This is a genomic window from Candidatus Margulisiibacteriota bacterium (genome assembly GCA_018822365.1).
In the GTDB taxonomy this organism is placed as follows: domain Bacteria; phylum Margulisbacteria; class WOR-1; order O2-12-FULL-45-9; family XYB2-FULL-48-7; genus XYB2-FULL-45-9.
In genome coordinates this window covers 1-20190 of sequence record JAHJKL010000074.1, presented here as the reverse complement: position 1 = coordinate 20190, position 20190 = coordinate 1, and the positions used below count along the sequence as shown (strand labels likewise).

Sequence of the window (20190 nt, the reverse complement as noted above, 5' to 3'; positions counted from 1 at the left end):
CGAACATGAAAAGCACACGCGATAACCGGCTAGCGGTCGGCCTGTTTTTATTACTATTTTTTTCCGCGGCCCCCGCTTTCCCAACCACCATCGACGAGCTCTATGATCAGGCCGTCAACCAGTATTTTATCGGCAACAACGATGAAGCAATTAAAAACTTGAATGAGGTTTTGAAGTACGAGCCAAACAACGCCAAAGCACGGTCTTTCCTCAGTGAAATTCAAGGGACAGGGGAAAAGCCAACCCCACCCCCGGCTCCAATCCCAAAGACAGTCGCGACCCCTGTCCCGACTCCTGTCCCGACACCAAAGCCAGTAATCGCGCCGCGGCCGCGCCGCGCCGCGCCAGAGAAAAAAGACGCTGATCTTCAACAACAGGCCAAGAACGCCCGAGCGTTGCAACTCTTTCTGGCGGCAAAAGAAAGTTTTACCGGCGGCCGGCCGATCGAGGCGATCAATTACCTGTTACAAATCGAATCAATTATCCCCAATTATCCTGATTCAAAATTATTGTTGGCCGAAATCCAAGCGAAAATTTCCCTGGAAGCCGCCGCGCCGGTCGATTTACCCCAAAAAACCAATGATCTTACTTACGTTGTCGCTCCCTACTTAGCGGTTTTTGCCGCGCTGGTTATGTTGTTAATATACAAGCTGATTTCCAACTGGCGGCTGGCCAGGCTTACACGCTGTGATGAATGCGGCACTTTCAATCCCAGAGACGCGGAATTTTGCAAAAAATGCGGTTATCGCCTGAAGCTTCCTGATCTGACCGATACCCAAAAGAGCTGGTTTTCTAAATTTGATTGGCAGAAAAATCCTTTTACCTTAAGCATTATTCCGGACACTTACGCCGGACATCAAACTGAAATCTCAATGATCATCGAAAAAATAAATACCGCCAGCGGCCATATTTTAGTAATTGGCGGCCTGGGGACCGGCAAGTCAACCTTATTGCAGTGGCTGGAGAAAAACCTGAAAAAACGCTTTGAAACCATTTATGTTATTCGCCCCCCCAGCCGACCGGATGAATTAATCGACCTGGTTTCCGCAACAATCACCAAAAAAACGACCCATACCAAAAAGTACACCATTTATGAGTTTCAGGAGTTCTGTCGGGCCAGCAAACGCCCGATAATCATCTTCCTTGACGAAGCCCACGAGTTTAACGAGGAATTCGAGCAGTTCATCAGGACTCTGGGCGACCTGCAAAATGTCACGCTGGTCATGGCTGGTTTGCCTCAAGCGCGGGAAAAACTAAAACGCGACCTTCCCGCTTTGTTTGATCGGATCGTGGAAAGCATCCTGCTCGGCTCGCTTTCTCTGGAAGAAACTAAAGATCTACTGCAAAAAAGGATTTCCAACGCCGGCGGGAAAGGGCTGGGACCTTTTACCACCACCGCGGTTGAAAAAATATTCGACCTAAGTTACGGCATTCCCCGCGGCATTCTTAAGATCAGCGATTGGGTTATTACCCAGGCGATGCGAGCCGGCAAAAATGTTATCGACGCTCCAGACGTCGCGGCTTACAAGAATGAAATTGAGCTGGCCAATCCCGGACAAAATATCATAAGGGAGAACAATAATGGCTAAATCGGTCCTCGTTATTGAAGATTTCCCGGCAACCCTTTCCATGTTCAAACAGATTATTGAAACGGCCGGCTACGAGTTTCAAGGGGTCGAGACCGGGGAAAAGGCCTTAGAAGTTTTGGCCAGGAAAAAGTTTGATCTTATCCTGCTTGATATTATGTTGCCAAGGGTCGATGGATTTGAGGTCGCGAGACGCGCCAGAACAAGTCGTTTTAACAGAGCCACTCCAATTATCGCTTTAACCGCCTTTGATGTTGCTGATATTACCAACAGGTGCCGGGCGGCCGGAATTAACGATGTTTTCTTGAAGCCATTTGAAGTTGACAATCTGATAGACGTTATCAATAAGCATCTGATGGCGCCATGACCAGCCGCTTTGAGGTGATTTTCCCGGCCTATAACGAAGAAAAACGATTGCTCGGCCACCGCACGCTGGAAGCGTTCTACTCCCATTTAACCCGGCTTTATGGCCTGGAATTTTCCATGACCGTAGTCCTGAACGGCTGCACGGATAAAAGCTTTGAAATCGTTGAACGGTTGGCCAACAAGCACCAGCGGCTAAAAGTCCTGGTCATAAGCGAGAAAGGTAAAGGAGCGGCCTTTATTCATGGGTTGCGGCAGGTAACCGCTCCGCTTTTCGCCTTTATCGACATTGACGGGGCGATCGCTCCGGAACAGCTCGACCGACTCCTCCCCTACACGCGATCGGCCGACATAGTTTTCGGCTCCAGAAAACTCCCTTCTTCCTTCATCCGGAAACAACCACCGTTAATCCGAAGATTAAACAGCTCGCTGGCCGGTTTTTGCGTCCGATCAATCCTCGCCACCCGGGTAAGAGATCCTTTCTGCGGCATAAAGATTTTTAAAACCGCCTCGGCGAAAAACATCCTGCCAAGCTTGAAATGCAAATCGTCGATGATTGACAGCAACATCTTATACGCGGCGCGTCAGGCCGGCCTAAAAGTCGTCGAAGCGCCGGTGGAATGGGGCTATGTCGAAGGTTCAAAGGTCAAACTCCGCTCTGACCTTAACTGTTTGATCGAATTATTCAAAATAAAACACCAATACTGCGGGAACACCCTTGGTTTCAGCCGTGAACAATGTACCTGATCGCCTTCACGCCGCTTTTTTTTAATTTGTTGTATTTTCTCAGCCATGTTTTCATTGTCTTTAGCTATCCGTTTTCCTTCAATCATGTTGAAGGGGCAATGTGGGGGTCGCTCGTTGCCGCCAAAACTTTCGGACTTTATCCCAACTACCAGCTTTATCCGTATCTGCCAACCTCCTATCCGCCGTTATTTTATCTGTTAGCCCTGCCGCTTCATTCTTTCTTTCATCTGGGGCTTACGGCCGGCCGTTTAATCAGTCTGACTTCGACCCTCCTGATCGCCGGGTTTTTTGCGCGACTTTCTTATTGTTACAGCCGCGATCGTTTCCTTGGCCTTCTTCTCTTTCTGGCCTTCCTCTCCTCACCCGACATTTTTTATTGGGGGACGCTTTATCGGGTTGATTTGCTCCTCTCTCTTTTTCTTTGTTTGGCGCTATATTTTGGTTTGGTCAGAAGCGACTCTTTTAGGTCAAAAATGCTGGCGCTGTTGTTTTTCTGGCTGGCTTTTGTAACCAAATCATCATTTATCGTCCCGCCGATCGTGGTTTTCGGCCTCTGGCTCTCCTGTGAATTCCAAAAAGACCGGACTATTGTCAAAACTCTCGGGCTGATTACGTTATTTTCAATCTGTCTTGGCCTCACTCTTGGCCTGTTGCAAATCGTCACCCTGGGACAATACATCCCTCAAGTTTTCGGATTGATGACTTCGATGTCGTATTTTAACCTGACCGACGGAATCAACCTGCTTCTCCTTTTTTTCAAGCTCTACTGGCCGCTTTTGACCCTTGTGGTCGGTTTATTGCTGTTCCTGCTTCAACAAAAAAAGCTGGCCGCCGTTCAGATCGCGGCTTTCAGCGGCCTGGCCGCCTCCTTCCTTTACATTCTCATCTTCGGCAGTCGGATGGGCTCTGATACCAATTATTTCCTGGAGAGTTATCTCTGGCTGTTTCTGGCTATCTGCTTCGCTCTGCCGGTTTTCTGGAAGAATCCCTGGCATCAGCGGTTTTTGCTGGCCTCACTGGCCATTTTCGCGCTGGCGACCACTCCCTGCTCGCTCAACCCTTTCGCGCAATCTTTTTTTGAACCAAGCGCTTCGCTGGAGTATTTCGGCCAGGATAAGCTGGTTAAAAACCAGATCGTGTCGATCATCAAACCGTCGAAGGGCGATGTCTTGACCGACGACGCCGCCATAGCGATCCTGGCCGGTAAAATGCCGGTCTTTGAGCCGTACATTTTAAAATGGCAGGAACAGCTGGGCCATTGGGACAAACAACGTTTCTCTTCAGAAATAAAAGACGGCCGGTATAACTATCTGGCAATCAGCGGGCGATATCGCGATATCCCTTTCATCATGAATATGATAAAATCTGATTATGTGAATGTCGCCAATTTCAGCACCCCAAAAATGGATAACGGCTCCAGAGTCTGGGGAATATACAAATTTAAAGGTATAAAACGTGGTCGAAATTAAAATCGCTCCTGTCGCCAATTATCTTGACCAGGTCGCCCGCAACCACGCGCGAATCCTTAATCATCTCGAACTGCTGGAAAAAAAAATCAAGATCGGCGGACAATTAGGCTTGATCGCCACCGATGACATTCCGGCAGAGCTGGTCGAGAGCAACCTCTCCCTCCTTGACCAGTTGCAGAAAGGAAGCATTCCCCTGCCGTCCACGCTGGAGCGTCTTGGCCAAAATATCGGCCTGACCGTGGCCGAGGTTGAACACCTGCTTGATTCAATTATTGCCATCGGCCACCTGGAATTCCATCCGACCGATTTCTGCGACCATCGCTGTATCGGCTGTTACTATAAGGACAAAGGAGATGACGTCCTCCCCTTCCCTTTTGTGGCTAAGATCCTGCAACGCTACAAGCCGCGCTCGGTGGTGCTGGTCGGCGGCGGGGAACCGACCTTCTACCATTACCAGCAACAGGTTTTCAGCGATCTGGTCTCGGAGATCAAGAGGTTCAATCCAAAGATCCAGATCGGACTGGTGACTAAAGGGACCTTTATCCCGCCAGGCAATTGGCAGGAACAGATCGACTGGACCAGATTGTCTCTAGATGCCGCCGCGCCGGAAACTTTCCTGGAAACAAAGGGAAAAGACGGCTTTCAACAGGTTCTGAACAATTTCATCACTTATTTGCGAGGCCCTATCCCTAATGTCGGGATCGGCTTTCTTTACTGGAGCCGCAATATCGCGGAAGCAACGACTGTCCCCAGGCTGATTTACGCTCTGGTCAACAGAGTTGATCCCCGCCTGCTGGTTAAAAGCAACATCCAATATCGCCCGATGCGGCCGGGGGTAGATTCGCCGGAAAAAGTCAGGAAGAACCATGTCCATGAGTCAATGATCTGCTCTGCTCAGCAGGTTGAAAAAGCTACCAGAGAGTTTGAAGAGGTTATTCTGGCTGATCAGCCGGTCGGTCGCTATATCCAAAACCACACCAACTGGAGCAAGGTTTCCGAAGGTAATGGCTTGCGTCGCGGCCAGCCGTTCGCCTATTGTTATTATTCCCTGCTCTTCAAGATTTTCAGACCGACCGGTGAAGTTTACCCCTGTTTTGTCAGGGTCTCCGACCCGGACTATTTAATCGGCAATTTCCTGGAGGAGACCGACGCGGAACACCGGAAGATTGCCCTGTTATCGTACCTGTTTTTCAACAAAGCGCGTCTGTTTTGCGACCCTGAAAAATGCCGCCTCTCCTGGCTAAACAATATCGCCGAGCGTGGCTATAAAGATCGCGGCCTGAAGCCGACCGGAGCGGCGGCAAGCAGTTATTTCTTCTAAACCATGTGCGGCATCTGTGGCATCTATCATTTTGACTTAAGCCGCGATTGCCCGACCCGTTCCGACCTGAATAATAAAATTGACCGGATGCTCGCCGCGCTCGCTCATCGCGGCACATATTCAGGGAAAATCATTGATCCGGATCTTCCGCTGGCCATCGGCATGCGCCGACTGCCGATCGTCGACTCCCGGAATCGGTTTACCGTCCCGCTGGCCAATGAACGGGGAGATATCTTTCTTTCCGCCAACGGAGAAATCTACAACTCGGGCGAGTTGCTTGCTCAAGCTCCGCGTCCACTCTCCCGTCCGCCGCGCTCCGACCTGGAAGCGATCTTAACTTTATATGAAAAACAGGGGATCGATTGCCTGGCTTTACTCCAGGGAATGTTCGCCCTGGCAATTTGGGACAAAAGAAAAAAAAGACTCCTGCTCGTAAGAGACCAGGCCGGCGTAAAGCCGCTCTTTTATCTGGAGCGTAACGGAACTCTCTATTTTTCTTCCGAAATCAAAGCGCTCAAAGCGGTCTGCGCCCCCCTATCAATAAATCACGCGGCCCTTTACGATTATCTTTGTCTGCAGTATATCCCTCAACCAAAGACCATCTATAAAGAGATTCAAGCTCTGCCTCCGGGAGAATACATCATTGTTGAAAACCAACAATTTTCCCGGGCGGCGTATTGGCGAAGCCATCCTGCCGGCACGGACTCTGGAAAAAGTCCAAGCGAGCTGGCTGAACAGACCGAGCAGCTGCTTGCCGCCAACATTAAATCGGCCCTGGCAACCGACCAGCCGCTGGGGATCCTGCTTAGCGGCGGAGTTGATTCCAGCCTGTTAACCGTGCTGGGAGCCAGGCACCATCCAGCCCCACTGCATACTTATTCGGCCGCTTTCACCGAAGCAAGTTTCGACGACACCGCCGCCGCTGTCAGGGTGGCTCAAAAGGTCAAGAGCATTCATCATCGGATAACGATCGACCAGGATAAAGTATTTGCCGCTCTGCCGGAAGTGATCGCGGGCCTCGACCAGCCGTTTGCGGAGGGCTCCTTTGTCCCATACGAACTGATCTGCCGGGAAGCCAAAAAGGACGTGCGCGTCCTGTTGGCCGGCGAGGGAGCCGATGAGCTCTTCGGGGGATATGAGATCTATCGGGCCCTGCTCTGGAAACGACTGTTAGACCGTCTGCCTCCTGGCTTAACGGACCGCCTCCGGAACCTGGTCGCCAGGCTGCCTGTCTCCCGCGATAAAGTCAGCCTGGATTTCAAGTTAAAACGTTTTTTTGAAGGTTTAGGGGTTTCGGAGGTTTACGCCCATTTATTCTGGCGGCGGGCCTTTTCGGAAGCGGAGATCTCCCGTTTCTGCCGTCCGGAATTCATCACTCAAGCCAGAACCCAGGAAACAGCCTTCCCACAGGCCCAGCGGCTTTTCAATGAAACCGCACTTGCCGATTCGCTGGCCGGCCACCTGTATTTGGACCAGCAAATATCCCTGGTTTCAGATCTTTTATACCGGGCCGATCTGATCAGCATGCGGCACACTCTGGAAGTCCGCGTCCCTTTCCTGCAAAAGGAATTGATCGAACAGAGCCAGACGATCCCCACCTTATTAAAATTCAATCTTTTCCAGGATAAAATATTATTTAGACGAATAGCCAAAAAATACTTGCCAAGCGATCTGGCCGAAAAAAGAAAAAAAGGGTTTAACATCCCTTACTCCGCCTGGCTTGCCACCTCTCAAGGCCAGGCCCTGCTACGGGAACATTTAACGGGAAACAATCACTTGCAATCAATAATGGAAAACCTTATAATTCCAGCCGAAATGATGCGCGACCATCAGAGGGGAGCGAAAGATTATGGGCACCCGCTTTGGACCCTGTTAATTCTGGCGATGTGGAATAAAAAGGAAGGATATGTTGTCTAATAACAATCGCCGGGGTTTCACGCTGATTGAAACGATCATTATCATCATAATCCTTAGCGTTATCAGCACAGTCATCCTGCCGCGTTTTATTGATTTCCGTTCTAAAAGTTATGAAGCGATTGAAAAAGAAACAATCGGAGCAATCCATTCCGGCATTGCCATTTATTCAGTGGAAAAAGTTATCGAAGGCTTAAATAACACGTACCCCTACAGCCTGGACAATGCCAATTACGGAAATGCCGGGGCAAGCAATCCCCTTTTTACTCAAGTTTTGCTCCAACCGGTTATCGAACCAAATTGGGAAAAGATCTCGGGCAACAGATATTTATTCAGGCCGACCGGCCATTATTATCTTTATCAATCAACCGGCAATTTTACCCGGCAATGATCCGCCAAACACACCGTTTCGCAGCGCTTTGCCTGGCCCTGCTTGTTCTGTTTTTCCTGCTCGCTTTCAAGGTCAGCAACAACGACATCTGGGGGAACCTGGCTCAGGGCCAATACCTGTTCAATCATCACGCTCTTTCCGCCAGCGAAACCTTTGCCTATTCCAGCACCAGGGAAGAAGTAATAATCCATACCTGGCTCTCCGATTATATCCTGTTCTCCGTTTTTCACTTTTTTTCATTTCCGGGATTAATTTTTCTAAAATTTGGGCTTTTTTCCTTTGGTTTTTTCGCGCTTTTCTTCCATCTGTCCCGCGATCGTTCGTCATTTTTTCCCGCGCTGGCGGGATTAATCCTGACTTTCCTGGTCGTCAACGAACGGTTTGTAGTCAAAGCTGAAATGTTCGGTTTCTTTTATTGCTCAATTTTTTTGATCTTTTTTAACCAGTACCGCCGGACCGGACGGTCAGCCTGGCTGGTTGGTCTTGGCCTGGTCCAAATGCTCTGGGCCAACCAGCACGGGTCATTTCTTCTTGGTCCGTTGCTGGCGGCGGTCTTTTTTATAGGCGACACGCTGGACCGCTTTCTCCAGTCCAACCGTCAGCCTGATCTGACCCGTTATCTGCCGCTCGCGGTTGTTTTATTTGGCGCATGCCTGGCCAATCCTTACGGCTACAGGCTCCTATTTTATCCGGTCCAACAAACTACCAAATGGATTTACATCAAAAACATCAGTGAATGGCTCCCGCCTCTTCAAACCCGGATGTCCGTTATTGACCGGCTCCCCCTGTGGTTTGCCGGATTGAATTTGCTGTTGATCCTGGTCAATCGGAAAAAAGTCGAATTTTCGCGGCTGGCGCTCTTCCTGGTGTTTTTTTTCATTTATCTGTATTCCAGAAGGTTCGTCCTTTACTTCGGTCTGATCGGTTTTTACGTCATGGCAAAGAACTTAAATGACCTGGAATGGCCCTCTCCCGGCCCGATCCGGCGGCGGGCCGGGCTCGGACTGTTCTTCGCGCTTGAAATCTCGCTGGCCGTCTGTCTTTGGCGCCAGCCTCTCTGGCATCGGGAACCGGGACTGGGGGCCGCGCTCCAGCTTTATCCGTCGCGGACCATCGATTGCCTGAAAACCTGCTGGCGCCCCGACAGCGGACGCCTGCTTAACAATTACGATATCGGCAACTTTTTAATCTGGAGCCTTTACCCGGAAATCAAGGTTTTTATCGACGGCCGCAACATGGTCTATGACGAATCATTTTATCGTGATTATTTGTCCTTGTTGACGACACCGGAAACGGCCTTCCCCCGGCTGGCGCCGACCTTCGACTTCTCCGCCGCCCTCCTCTCCTACAATTCAAAGGAAACCAGGCAACTGATCCCCTACCTGCTAAAACAGGCCAACTGGCGGCTGGCCGCTTATGACAATGCCTCCGTCCTTTTTCTTAGGAGCGACGCCATCAGCCTGGCTTTGCCGGACACCGGGCGAAATCCGCCGGATGATAATCTTGCTTATGCCGAGCTGTTTCGTTTGCTCGGTTGGGAACAGGATTTTATCCGGCTCTGCCGGTTGAATATCAGTCGGGCGCCGCAACAAAGCGCCGCTTATGATTTGCTGATCGAATATTACAACGAACAAAACAAATTATCTTCGTTGGAAAAGGTCTTGCGCGAAAAAGAGAGGCAAAACATCGGCAATTATTGGGATTACTACCTGCTGGGGTATTTTGCCGAAGGCGGCGGCCGGGTCGCGTCAGCCGAGGGGTTCTATCTTTCTTGCCTCCGGCTAAACCAGGACTATGTTCCCGCTTACAACAACCTCGGCTCCATCTATTTAACGGCGAAGAAATACGCGCTGGCCAGACATTACTTGACGCGCGGACGTCGGCTCAACCCCGACGATCCCGACCTGTTGTTCAACACCGGATTGTATTACCGGTATGTGGAAGACGATTACGATAAAGCAAAGCGTTTATGGTCGCGCTGTCTGAAGAACCTCAACTATCCAGCGAGCCAACCGCAAGCCAACCGGGAACAACTCGCCAGGAAGATCAAAGAGGAAACGGAGAAGATAAACAGTGAAACCATTTTATTTTAACGCAAAGACCGGCGCTTTAGCCTTATTGCTCGCCTACACCTTCGGGTTGCTGCTTTTGAATTTTCTGCATTATGAAATTCAAACAGCAGGGTATCCTCTGCAGGTCGACAATTCGGAAAGCGTGGTCCTGAATGAAGCGCTCCGTCTCAAAGGCGGCCTGGGTCACCTCTACAAACCGCTGGATTCCCCCCCCTTCCTGCAGGTTTGTTATCCGCCGCTTTACCTTTGGCTGGCGGCCAAAGCCACTCCATCATCGCCCGGACAACTCTTCCTCCCTGGCCGTTTGATCACCTTTGCCTCGTCAATATTGATCATGATCATCCTTGCTTTTATCATTAACCGCTATTCAAAGTCATTTTTCAGCGTCATTGCCGGACTGTCGCTGTATGTATCCTCCCCTCTTATCCTCCATTGGAGCGCCCTGATCAGGGTTGATCTCCCGGGGATTTTTCTGATGATGCTGGCGCTGGCGCTCTATCTCGCGCGCCCCAAAAGATTTGCCTGGCTCTTCATCTTCCCCCTGCTTTTAGGACTATTTACCAAACACACGCTGATCGCTTTTCCGGCCGCCATAATCGCCGACAGCCTGATTGCCCGCGACAAATCCGCTCTTAAATCGATCGGGGTTTTCTGCCTGCTCGGCCTGACCATCTTTCTCGTTTTGAGCTATCTTACCGACGGTCTTTTTTATCAGCACATTGTGACCTATTCGATCCTGCCATGGAGGCCGGAAATACTGCTGAATCACGCGCGACAGTTTATCGGCTCCCATCCTTATTATCCGATTTTACTGGCATTCTACTTCAACCCCTTCACCAGACCTTACCGTTCGTTCAGGCTTATCACGCTTGGCCTGTTTTTTTCACTGATCGAATTTTGCTTCAGCGGCCGCATCGGAACGGTTAGCAATTTTCAGCTCTCCTTTTTTATCTTCGCGACCATCGCGATCGCGCTAAGCTCTTTTCCTCTCGACCGACCCCGCGACCTTAGCGCAGTATGGCTTCTGTCCGTTCTGATCTTTGCCCAGCTATTACATGCCGCGTTTTTTTCCAACATTTCTCCGTCCGCGCTCAAAAAACATTTTCGGCTGAACATTAAACACGCCAATCAGATTAATTCTCTGATCAGGAAAACCAAAGGAGAGATTTTAACCTCGGACGCCCAATGGGCCCTGTTCAATAACAAAACATTTATTTTTGATTCATTCGCCATGTCAATGCTTGCCAGAAAACAACTATGGGACCAGTCTTTGATCATCAACCGAATAAGCGAAGAAACCTTTTCTCTGATTATTCTGGACTTTGACCCGCGTTACCCTTCAGAACATCAAAAACACCAGTTTACCGAAGAAATATTAACCGCCATTAAGAAACATTACCGCTTTAAAACCATCATCGGCGGGGTCGGTATTTTTGTTCCGATGTCGAATTGACAATCACCTTTATTCCGATATAATTGGCGTTAATGCCGTGGAAAAGATCAGCCTTAGGGATTGACCTCCGTGTAAGTTCAGTTAAAGTGGTCGAGGTCGAGATTACTGAACAGGGTCCAACCATAAAAAAATGGGGGATCACGGAAATCCCCGCCAAGCTTCAAGATCACCCCGAAGTTGAAAACGCCAAAGCCGACGCTTTGCGCAAACTACTTGATGTTCATGGCATCAAGGCCAAAGAAGCCTATGTCGCCGCCGGCGGAGAATTGTCGGCGGTTAAATTAGTCTCCCTGGTCGGGGTCGGCGAATCGGAGGTCGCGGAAGCGATCCGGTGGAAGTTCACCCAGGAGATCCCCTTCCCGATCGAAGAAGCAATCATTGATTTCTATCCCCTGCCCAAGGAAAAAACGCCGGCCGGTGATAGAACCAACTATGTTGCCGCCTGCTTGAGCAGTAAAACCTATCATCAATACCAGCATATTTTATCTAAAGCCGGCCTGAATTTAGCCGGCATCAACGTTCTTCCGCTCGCCCTGCAGGAGCTCTATCAGGAAGAACTGGCAAAAAGCGCCGATAAATTGGTTGCTGTTATTTATCTCGGAAAAAAAAGCACCAATATCAGCATCTTCCGCAAAGGGATCTTTGAATTCAATCGGGACCTGCCCATCGGCGGCGACGCGATCACGCTGGCGATGTCGGGGATAATTGTTTCCGCTGAAGGGAAAGCTGAAATATCCCTGGATGAAGCTGAAAAAATAAAAATGGCGTACGGGATCCCGATCAACGCTGAAAATTTTCCCAAGGTTAGGGAACTCCCCATCTCCCAATTGCAAGCGATGGTCCGCCCCGCTCTGGAAAAAGTCTTGGGCGAGATCGCCCGGACCATCGAATATTACAAAGGACAGAGCGGAGAAGCGACCGTTAACAAAATTATCCTGACCGGCGGGAGTTCGCTTACCCCGAACTTCAAGGAATTTCTGGAGGCCGGACTGGGGATCCCAATTGAAATCCCCAAACTAAAGTTTGATCACAATCCGCGGCTCTCGGCCGCGATCGGCGCGGTGCTGGCCGGCAAAAACAAGATCAACCTTTTGCCTGACGACGTGAAGAACCGCTGGAAACTTATCTCCAGCAAGCTCTCGCGACCGGTCGTCATTTTCCCGGCTTTTTTCGGGGTTCTGGCGGCGGTTTACCTAATCTTTTGGGCGCAAGCGGTCCTGCTTCAGCAGGATAACAACTACCTTAACGCCCGATTGACTTATTATCAACCCAGGTTAACAAGATTTAGCCAGCTCGAAAAAGACTCCGCCGAAGAAGAGCAAAAGAGACTAATGATGACGTCGTTTAAGGAAAAACGGACCCAAATTCCAAGGGTTTTTGAAGAGCTTAGTAATTATATTCCCGTTAGCGTCACTATTAACAGCATCAAAATGACGATCAACAGCCTCCACCTTTGGGGGACGGCCTACAAATATAACGATTCAGCCGAAAACATCCTATCCTATTTTGTTTTAAACCTTTCGACTTCACCGGTTCTGGAAGATGTTCAACTCGTCCAGGCGGTAAAAAACTACCAGCACAACGTGGAATCATTTAATTTTGAGATTGTCGGCCGAATCAAGGAGTAGTAATGCTCAATAAATTATCGAACCGGGAAAGAAACCTGTTAACCATTATGGCGCTGGTCATTGCCATCTATATGTTTGATCTCTTTTTCTTTTCCCCAATTCTGCGGGAACTCAAAATCGCCAGGGAAAAACGCCAGGAACTCCGTCTGGACCTTCAAGTCGCGGAAAAAAAGATCAGGATCCTGGAAATACTGCAAGATAAATCTGGGGTCATACGGCCAGACACTCCATCTTCCACCCAGAGGCGAGCCCTGCAAACCCTGCAAAGCATTTCCCAGGTCACAACCAGATCAAAACTGAATCTGATCACCGTTCGTCCAATCCAGAGCCAGGAACAGGGGCGGCTTAAATTCAGCCTTACCTGCTCCGGTAAATATAGAAATCTCTACGACTTCATGGTCTATTTGAATGATCTTCCAATAATCGTTATAATTGACATACTCGACTGCTTCTCCAATGGCGCGAAAGATCCGACGCTTGACATAACAATGACTCTGATAGCCTATTACTAAAATATAAAGAGTGTACTCTATGAAAATATTATTATCGTTGGTTGCTTTGGTCGCCGCCTTATACGCGCTCTATGCCTACTACCAGCCAAACGAGACAAACCTCCCGGCTCCTCAACCAAACTTCCAGTCACCCCCCCCCAATAGATCGGCGCCTGCCACCACGGAAACCGCCGCGACAACATCCCTCGCCCCGCTTCCCGCGCCAGAGCCAGAATTCAAAGAATTGGTCGACCCTTTCGCTTTGAGGATCAAGATCAAAGAGTTTGAGGTCAAACCCCAGCCCAAGGCGGCCCCAACAGAGCCAAAAGAAGCGCCGCCAGCTTTACCCAAATTGGAAGGGATCTGGTGGGATACGGATATGAGGATCGCGTTTATTTCCGGCCAGGCGGTCCCGGTTGGAGGAACGGTCATGAACTGGAAAGTCACCGCAATTTATAAAGACCGGGTCATTATCAGAAAAGGGTCGTCGGAAAAAACTTTAAAAATGGAGGAAAAATAATCATGAAAAAAACAGTCAGTCTCGTTTTGCTCTGTTCGATCCTGCTCCTCTGCCAGACCGGCGCTTTTGCCGCCCCGGCCAAACAGATGGAAAATGTCACCATCAGCAAGGGAAAGGTGTATCTCAACTTAAGGGATGCCGATGTCAAATCGGTCCTGCAGATCTTTGCCAAGGCGACCAAGGTCAACATTGTCGCAGCGGACGACGTGACCGGAAAGGTCACTGTAACCTTCTCCGGGATCGACCCGAAAGAAGGAATGGAAGCGGTCCTGCGGACCAAAGGGTTGGATTGGTTCGAAGAGTCGGGAACGATCTTTGTCTCGACCAAGAAGATCCTGCGCACCTACTATCTGGCCAATGCCAAACCGACCGATCTCCAGACGACTTTGACCGCGATCCTCCCTTCAGGAAGCACCGTTACTGCTGATGACGCCTACAACGCCCTGGTGATCCAAACCTCTTCCGACTACCTCCCCCGGATCGAGAGGTTGATCAAGGAGCTCGACGTGCCGCCGATCCAGGTCATGGTCGAAGCCAAGATCATTGAAGTCCGCACCGGCAATAACGCCAATTTAGGGGTCGACATCAAAGCGACCAAGTCGACCAACGCCAATGACGTGGTCCAAACTAAAAACCTTTCCGGGCGACCGGGCGACAATCCCGCCCAGGGCCTCTACGGGCAGATCTTCAAGGTCTATACCGACATTAACGTCGAAAGCTATCTCTCCGCCATGGCGACCAACACCAATTACAACGTCATCGCCTCCCCAAGGATCACCACCATGAACAACAAAGAGGCGACGATCCTGATCGGCGCCAAGTACGGCTACAAGACCACGGTGATCTCCGATACGACCACTACCCAGGTCGTCAATTTCCTTTCGGTCGGCACCTCGCTCGCTATCACCCCCAACGTTTCAAAGAACGGCCTGATCAGGATGAAGGTCGCCCCTAAGGTCAGCGAAGGATCGGTCGTGGGTGACCTGCCGCAGGAAAATACGACTGAAACCAAAAACGAGGTCGTGGTTAACGATGGCCAGACTTTTGTCATCGGCGGACTGACGAAAGAAAAAGATGTCCAAACCGATTATGGCGTCCCCTTCCTGATGGATGTCCCGGTCATCGGCGCGTTTTTTCGAAAAACCGTGATCAGCAAGGAGAAAGACGAGTTGCTGGTCTTTGTCACGCCGCATATCGTAACCCCTGAATATCTGAAAACAATGAACGAACCCAAGGATGAACTGGAAAATAAAAGCGCAAAACAAAAAGCTAAATTACTCCACTAAGGCTTTATTCAGAAGTCGCGTCGCGGCTCATTAATTCGGTGATCGCTTCGTAGGGTTTCTTACCCTGATAGAGGACGTTATGAACCTGCCGGGCGATCGGTAGTTCGACCTTATACTCCCTGGAGAGCTCAAGAGCGGCAATTGTCGTCGGGACCCCTTCCGCGACCTCTTTTTTCCCAGCCATGATCTCTTTAATGCTTTTACCTTCGGCCAGGCTTGTTCCAACCTGATGGTTGCGCGACAGCTGGCTGGAACAGGTGGTGATCAGGTCTCCCATTCCTGATAATCCGGCAAAAGTCTCTCTCTTCCCCCCCATCGCGATCCCCAACCGGGTGATCTCGGCGATCCCCCTGATCAGCATCGCCGCTTTCGCGTTGTTCCCCAACTGCAAACCGTCAACGATCCCCGAAGCGATCGCAATGACGTTCTTTAACGCTCCTCCCAGCTGAACCCCGATAACATCGTCGTTGGTATAAACCCTAAAACGCCCGGAAAGGAGGCTTTTTTGGACAGCAAGCGCCAAATCCCTGTCAGCCGCGGCAACAACCGCCGCCGCCGGGAGCCCCCGAGCGATCTCTTTTGACAGATTGGGGCCGGAAAGGACACAAGCCTCGCCGCAGCAATTAAGCTCTTCTTTAATAATTTCGGCCGGCAGCCGCCTGGTCCCCTCTTCGATCCCTTTACCGGCCGAAACGATCAGCGCTTTACGATTGATCAGCTCTTTTGCTTCCCTGGCCACCCCTCTAAGATATTGAGTTGGTACGACAAAAAGAGCAAGATCAGCCTCTTTCAGGCATGTTAGGCAAGACGAAGCCTCAATTATAGCCGGGAGTTGGAACCCGGGAAGATACATTTTGTTCTCGTGAAATTCATTGATCGAGCCTGCGACCTCTGCTTCCCTGGCCCAAATGGTGACCGGATGCTTGTTTTCCGCGAATAAGAGGGCCAGAGTCGTTCCCCAGGCGCCGGCGCCAACAATCGATATTTTCATTTTTTTTCTCCTATCCGCAACTCGGTCCCATTCATCAGCCGCTTAATATTGGGTAAATGGCGGGCCAAAATAAAGATGGCCGCAACAATAGACAGATAAAAATAAGGGAGCGGTTTTACCATTATATACATTAATACGGCCACGACCCAGGGGGTAATAATTGACGCGAGCGAAACATATCTGGTCAGGTAAATAATAATAACTACCAGCAATAAAGCCAGGCCAAAAATATCCGGAGCGATCCCGGCCAATATCCCAAAGCCGGTCGCCGCTCCCTTCCCTCCCCTAAATCCAAGAAAGACAGGAAAAGTGTGTCCCAGCAAAGCGGCCAACCCAAGGAAAATGATCACCAACGGGTCCCCGCCCACCAAACTGCCGATCAGGACCGCGGCATACCCTTTGGCAAAATCAAAGAAGAAGGCCAGTCCCCCCGGCAGCGGGCCGGCAGAGCGGAGCACATTGGTCGCCCCAATGTTGCCGGAGCCGACACAATGGAGGTCAACCCCCCATATTTTGGCTATAATAAAGCTAAAAGGAATAGAACCAAGCAGGTAGCAACCTAAAGCGAACAAAAAGATCATGTTTCAATTCTACTTTACTTGAAATTGACCGTCAAGCTTGGTATAATTTTAATTCATTTATGGGCATAGCAATAACCGAAGTCAGACCAGGAACGACCGTGGAGATTGACGGCAAAATCTTTAAATGCCTGGAATATAACCACATTAAATGGGCCCAACAGGCAAGAGTCAAGACCAAGTTCAAGGACCTGCGCAGCGGCGCCATTATTGAACGGACTTTTAATGTAGACGACAAAGTCGAGCGGGCCAGGATCGAATACCAGCCGATGCAATTCCTCTACTCCGACACAGAAGGTTTTCACTTCATGAACCAATCGACTTTTGAACAGATCACCGTTCCCGCAGCCAAGATCGGCTCCCAGAGCAAGTACCTGAAAGATGGTTTTGTCTGCAACGTTTCTTTCTATGGTGAAGAGGTCCTCGATATTGATCTGCCGGCCACCGTTGAGTTGAAAGTTGTCGAAACGTCTCCGGGCTTCAAGGGAGATACAGTTTCCGGCGGCAAACCGGCAACCCTGGAAACAGGCGCTGTTGTCCAGGTCCCGTTTTTTATTAATGTCGGCGAAGTCCTTAAAGTCGACACCAGCGAAGGCAAATACCTCGGGAGGGTATAAAATTATGTTAGATTGGGAAGTTTTAAAAAAATTAGTTAAGTTAGTCAAAGAAGAAGATATCACCGGTTTGTCGATCGAAGAAAAAGGGGTCAAATATGACGTCAGGCGCGAGGGGGGGAAAGTAACCACCACCCCGGCATCCGCTCATGTTGCCGCCTCGGAACCGGTCCCAACTGCCGCTACTCCAACAAAATCAAGCGCTACCAGCGAAGAGGATGGCCTCTCTGCCATTACTTCTCCAATGGTCGGCACTTTTTATCGCTCCCCTTCTCCGGAATCAGGTCCTTTTGTCGAAGCAGGCGACAGCATCCAGCCGGGTAAAGTGATCTGCATTATTGAAGCGATGAAGCTGTTCAACGAGATCGAAGCGGAAGTGGGAGGGAAGATCGTAAAAATACTGGTCGAGAATGGCAAACCGGTTGAGTATGGGCAGAAGCTGTTCTTGATCAAAAAAGCATGATTGATCTCCTCCTGTCGCTCCGGCCCAAACAGTGGACCAAGAATTTCTTTGTTTTTGCCGGGATCATTTTTTCGCTGGAATTCTTCCAGCTCGCTCCTTTACTAAAAGTTATTGACGCTTTTATCATTTTTTGCGCGATCTCCAGCGCTATGTATCTCATCAATGACGTCAAAGACCTGGAATTTGACAAAAAGCATCCGCTCAAGAAGCTCCGGCCCATTGCCAGCGGCAAGGTTTCAACTTCCCTCGCCATTTCATTCGCCCTACTACTTATCTTAACGGCTCTGCCAATCTCTTTCTGGTTAAATGCCTCGTTTGGCTGGGTCATTGCGGCATACATTTTACTTATGCTTTCTTACTCATTTTTTCTCAAGAATATGGTGATTTTAGATGTTTTTTCGATAGCCGCCGGCTTCGTTTTACGCGCTATTGCCGGGGTGGTAGTGATCGAGGTCATTCTTTCCCCCTGGCTGGTGATCTGCACCATCCTTTTGGCCCTGTTTATCGCCCTGGGGAAACGTCGGCACGAGCTGTTAACCCTTGACCTGGCAGGCGAGCACCGGAAAATCCTGGATGAGTATAACCCCAGGCTGCTTGACCAGCTGATCTCGGCAGTTGCCGGGTCGACCGTCATGGCCTACGCCCTTTACACCCTTTGGCCGGAAACAATCGCGAAATTTGGCACCAACAGCCTTGTCTACAGCATTCCCTTTGTTCTTTACGGGATCTTCCGCTATTTATATCTGATCTACAAGAAGGAAGAAGGGGGACAACCGGAGAGGACCTTGCTTTCCGATCCGCCTTTATTAATTGACATTGTTTTATGGATCGCCGCGCTAGCTGTTATTATTTACACTAATATCTAAAGACTACCAAAAGATCAGCCGCAGGGAAATGACCAGAAAGACCAGGCCAAACAGTTTGCGGAGCAGTTCCGGGGAGATCAGGTTCGCCCAATAAGCGCCGATCAACCCGCCAAATAAAAAACCGACACAAAGAGCTAACGCCCAGGGAAAGTTAACATGCCCATTTTTCCAATACTGCCAGGCGGCCAGCAGACCGATCGGCGGGATCATCATCGCCAGGGTCGTCCCCTGCGCCAGATGCTGGCTCAACCCAAAACCAAGGACCAGGACCGGGATCACAATGGTCGCGCCGCCAATACCTAGCAGCCCGCTGAAAATACCGGCCAAAAAGCCGGTCAGGACCAGCCAGACCCAGGTCATTTCAAGACTTCTCTCACATATTGGCTGACTAATTTACCGTCAATGCTCGGATATTTGGCGGTAATTTCTTTCATCACTTTCCCCATCTCCTTGATCGAAGCGGCCCCCAGGGCGGAAATCGTTTGGGTGACCGCCGCTTTTACTTCTTCCGCCGACATCTCTTTGGGGAGGTATTCCTGCACGACCGCCAGTTCCTTTATAGCCTTTTCCACTTCGGCCGGCCGGCCAATTTTCCTGAACTCTTCAGTCGATTCTTTCAACTCTTTAGCATATTTATTCAATATTTTAATTACTTCCGCTTCCGAGATCTCACCGCGCGCGTTGACGTATAAAACCTTGCTTTTCATCATCCGGAGAACCGCTAAACGGAACTCGTCCTTCCCTTTCATCGCTATCATCAGATCGGTATTGATCTTTTTTAATAATTCACTCTGTTCCATAATTAACCTCCCTGTTTTCCGTTCTGGCCCCAATTTTCTTTGGGAATATCTTCGATCACGACAATTACCGCTTCCGGCGGGCATTTTGTTATTTCGCAAACCTTATTGGTCAATTCATCGATCAACCTGGCTTTGGTCTCCTTATCTCGTCCGGCCCACATTTCAACCCTAACGATCGGCATAAATATCCACCCCCATGGGATTATAGCAATTTTTACCATTCATTCCGAGCGTGTTATACTTGTTTCCCATGTTTCAAGCATTAATTCTATTATTTCTTCTGTTAATTTGCCTGCCGGCCAGCGCTGACCTGGCGGACCGCTTCTCCGCTCTGACCAAGCCTCACGGCCTGAAGGTCGGAGTCGCTTTTATCGATCTAAAAAGCGGCCAGGAACTGACGATCAACGGAACGGCTGAATTTCCAACCGCCTCGGTCGGCAAGATCCCGGTCATGGCAGCCGCTTACGCGCTGGCAGAAAAGGGGGAGATAAACCTTGAAACCAAAGTCCCCTACCGGCCTCAGGACAAACTTGGCGGCTCCGGGATCCTGCAGTGGACCAAGTTCGGACGCTATTATTCTCTCCGCCGGCTGATCTCGCTGATGATAACCCGTTCCGATAATACCGCGACCAAAATG

The 20190-nt window shown here is 50.0% G+C and carries 22 protein-coding genes; 17 read left to right on the top strand and 5 right to left on the bottom strand.

The genetic code is table 11. The features are described 5' to 3' along the window. The first annotated feature begins 5 nt into the window (after positions 1–5). The 13 genes from KKF06_07405 to KKF06_07345 are packed head-to-tail and all read left to right on the top strand — an operon-like array spanning position 6 to position 15241. Positions 6–1589, top strand: coding sequence for an AAA family ATPase (locus KKF06_07405; GenBank protein ID MBU1617581.1), 1584 nt, complete (start codon positions 6–8; stop codon positions 1587–1589). Continuing rightward, positions 1582–1953 (top strand): response regulator, encoded by a 372-nt coding sequence (locus KKF06_07400; GenBank protein MBU1617580.1) that lies wholly within the window; start codon positions 1582–1584, stop codon positions 1951–1953. Before KKF06_07405 ends, KKF06_07400 begins: the two co-directional genes overlap by 8 nt. After that, the gene (locus KKF06_07395) at positions 1950–2696 is read left to right on the top strand and encodes a glycosyltransferase (protein MBU1617579.1); all 747 of its coding nucleotides are present in this window, start codon (positions 1950–1952) and stop codon (positions 2694–2696) included. Before KKF06_07400 ends, KKF06_07395 begins: the two co-directional genes overlap by 4 nt. Beyond that, on the top strand, positions 2687–4165 hold the full coding sequence (locus KKF06_07390) for a hypothetical protein (protein ID MBU1617578.1): 1479 nt from the start codon (positions 2687–2689) through the stop codon (positions 4163–4165). The genes KKF06_07395 and KKF06_07390 overlap by 10 nt, the downstream gene beginning before the upstream one ends. Beyond that, positions 4152–5486: a radical SAM protein gene (locus tag KKF06_07385; protein ID MBU1617577.1), complete on the top strand. Its 1335-nt coding sequence runs from the start codon at positions 4152–4154 to the stop codon at positions 5484–5486. The genes KKF06_07390 and KKF06_07385 overlap by 14 nt, the downstream gene beginning before the upstream one ends. Positions 5487–5489: 3 nt before the next feature. Continuing rightward, positions 5490–7403 (top strand): asparagine synthase (glutamine-hydrolyzing), encoded by a 1914-nt coding sequence (gene asnB, locus KKF06_07380; GenBank protein MBU1617576.1) that lies wholly within the window; start codon positions 5490–5492, stop codon positions 7401–7403. Then, positions 7393–7791 carry a prepilin-type N-terminal cleavage/methylation domain-containing protein gene (locus KKF06_07375; GenBank protein MBU1617575.1) on the top strand — a complete coding sequence of 133 codons (399 nt, stop codon included), beginning with the start codon at positions 7393–7395 and terminating at the stop codon, positions 7789–7791. Before asnB ends, KKF06_07375 begins: the two co-directional genes overlap by 11 nt. Further along, the gene (locus tag KKF06_07370) at positions 7788–9884 is read left to right on the top strand and encodes a hypothetical protein (GenBank protein ID MBU1617574.1); all 2097 of its coding nucleotides are present in this window, start codon (positions 7788–7790) and stop codon (positions 9882–9884) included. The genes KKF06_07375 and KKF06_07370 overlap by 4 nt, the downstream gene beginning before the upstream one ends. After that, complete coding sequence (locus tag KKF06_07365) at positions 9865–11316, top strand: glycosyltransferase family 39 protein (protein ID MBU1617573.1); 1452 nt, start codon at positions 9865–9867, stop codon at positions 11314–11316. Before KKF06_07370 ends, KKF06_07365 begins: the two co-directional genes overlap by 20 nt. A 32-nt stretch (positions 11317–11348) precedes the next feature. Then, positions 11349–12944: a type IV pilus assembly protein PilM gene (gene pilM, locus KKF06_07360; protein ID MBU1617572.1), complete on the top strand. Its 1596-nt coding sequence runs from the start codon at positions 11349–11351 to the stop codon at positions 12942–12944. A gap of 2 nt (positions 12945–12946) precedes the next feature. Then, positions 12947–13456, top strand: a complete 510-nt coding sequence (locus tag KKF06_07355; protein ID MBU1617571.1) for a type II secretion system protein M — start codon at positions 12947–12949, stop codon at positions 13454–13456. 19 nt (positions 13457–13475) lie between these two features. Further along, the gene (locus KKF06_07350) at positions 13476–13955 is read left to right on the top strand and encodes a hypothetical protein (GenBank protein MBU1617570.1); all 480 of its coding nucleotides are present in this window, start codon (positions 13476–13478) and stop codon (positions 13953–13955) included. A gap of 2 nt (positions 13956–13957) precedes the next feature. Continuing rightward, positions 13958–15241, top strand: a complete 1284-nt coding sequence (locus KKF06_07345) for a hypothetical protein (protein ID MBU1617569.1) — start codon at positions 13958–13960, stop codon at positions 15239–15241. 4 nt (positions 15242–15245) lie between these two features. Here the strand turns inward: KKF06_07345 and KKF06_07340 are convergent, their stop codons facing one another. Together KKF06_07340 and plsY are read right to left on the bottom strand one after the other, a co-directional pair. Beyond that, positions 15246–16232, bottom strand: a complete 987-nt coding sequence (locus KKF06_07340; GenBank protein MBU1617568.1) for an NAD(P)-dependent glycerol-3-phosphate dehydrogenase — start codon at positions 16230–16232, stop codon at positions 15246–15248. Further along, positions 16229–16813 carry a glycerol-3-phosphate 1-O-acyltransferase PlsY gene (gene plsY / locus KKF06_07335; GenBank protein ID MBU1617567.1) on the bottom strand — a complete coding sequence of 195 codons (585 nt, stop codon included), beginning with the start codon at positions 16811–16813 and terminating at the stop codon, positions 16229–16231. The genes KKF06_07340 and plsY overlap by 4 nt, the downstream gene beginning before the upstream one ends. Positions 16814–16872: 59 nt before the next feature. Here plsY and efp point away from each other — a divergent pair, with 59 nt between their 5' ends. Genes efp through KKF06_07320 form a run of 3 tightly spaced genes read left to right on the top strand, consistent with a single transcriptional unit; the run spans position 16873 to position 18753 of the window. After that, the gene (efp, locus tag KKF06_07330) at positions 16873–17427 is read left to right on the top strand and encodes an elongation factor P (GenBank protein MBU1617566.1); all 555 of its coding nucleotides are present in this window, start codon (positions 16873–16875) and stop codon (positions 17425–17427) included. 4 nt (positions 17428–17431) lie between these two features. Further along, entirely contained in the window at positions 17432–17887 is a 456-nt protein-coding gene (gene accB, locus KKF06_07325) for an acetyl-CoA carboxylase biotin carboxyl carrier protein (protein MBU1617565.1), read from the top strand. After that, complete coding sequence (locus tag KKF06_07320) at positions 17884–18753, top strand: decaprenyl-phosphate phosphoribosyltransferase (GenBank protein ID MBU1617564.1); 870 nt, start codon at positions 17884–17886, stop codon at positions 18751–18753. The genes accB and KKF06_07320 overlap by 4 nt, the downstream gene beginning before the upstream one ends. Positions 18754–18756: 3 nt before the next feature. On the opposite strand, the gene KKF06_07315 is transcribed toward KKF06_07320, so the two are convergent. From KKF06_07315 to KKF06_07305, 3 genes are read right to left on the bottom strand one after another with little or no spacing between them, the layout of a single operon-like run. Further along, on the bottom strand, positions 18757–19113 hold the full coding sequence (locus KKF06_07315) for a sulfite exporter TauE/SafE family protein (protein MBU1617563.1): 357 nt from the start codon (positions 19111–19113) through the stop codon (positions 18757–18759). Further along, positions 19110–19553, bottom strand: a complete 444-nt coding sequence (locus tag KKF06_07310; GenBank protein MBU1617562.1) for a GatB/YqeY domain-containing protein — start codon at positions 19551–19553, stop codon at positions 19110–19112. The genes KKF06_07315 and KKF06_07310 overlap by 4 nt, the downstream gene beginning before the upstream one ends. Positions 19554–19555: 2 nt before the next feature. Further along, positions 19556–19735: a tautomerase family protein gene (locus tag KKF06_07305; protein ID MBU1617561.1), complete on the bottom strand. Its 180-nt coding sequence runs from the start codon at positions 19733–19735 to the stop codon at positions 19556–19558. Between the two features lie 68 nt (positions 19736–19803). Here KKF06_07305 and KKF06_07300 point away from each other — a divergent pair. Next, on the top strand, positions 19804–20190 hold a 387-nt coding region (locus KKF06_07300; GenBank protein ID MBU1617560.1), incomplete at its 3' end, for a class A beta-lactamase-related serine hydrolase.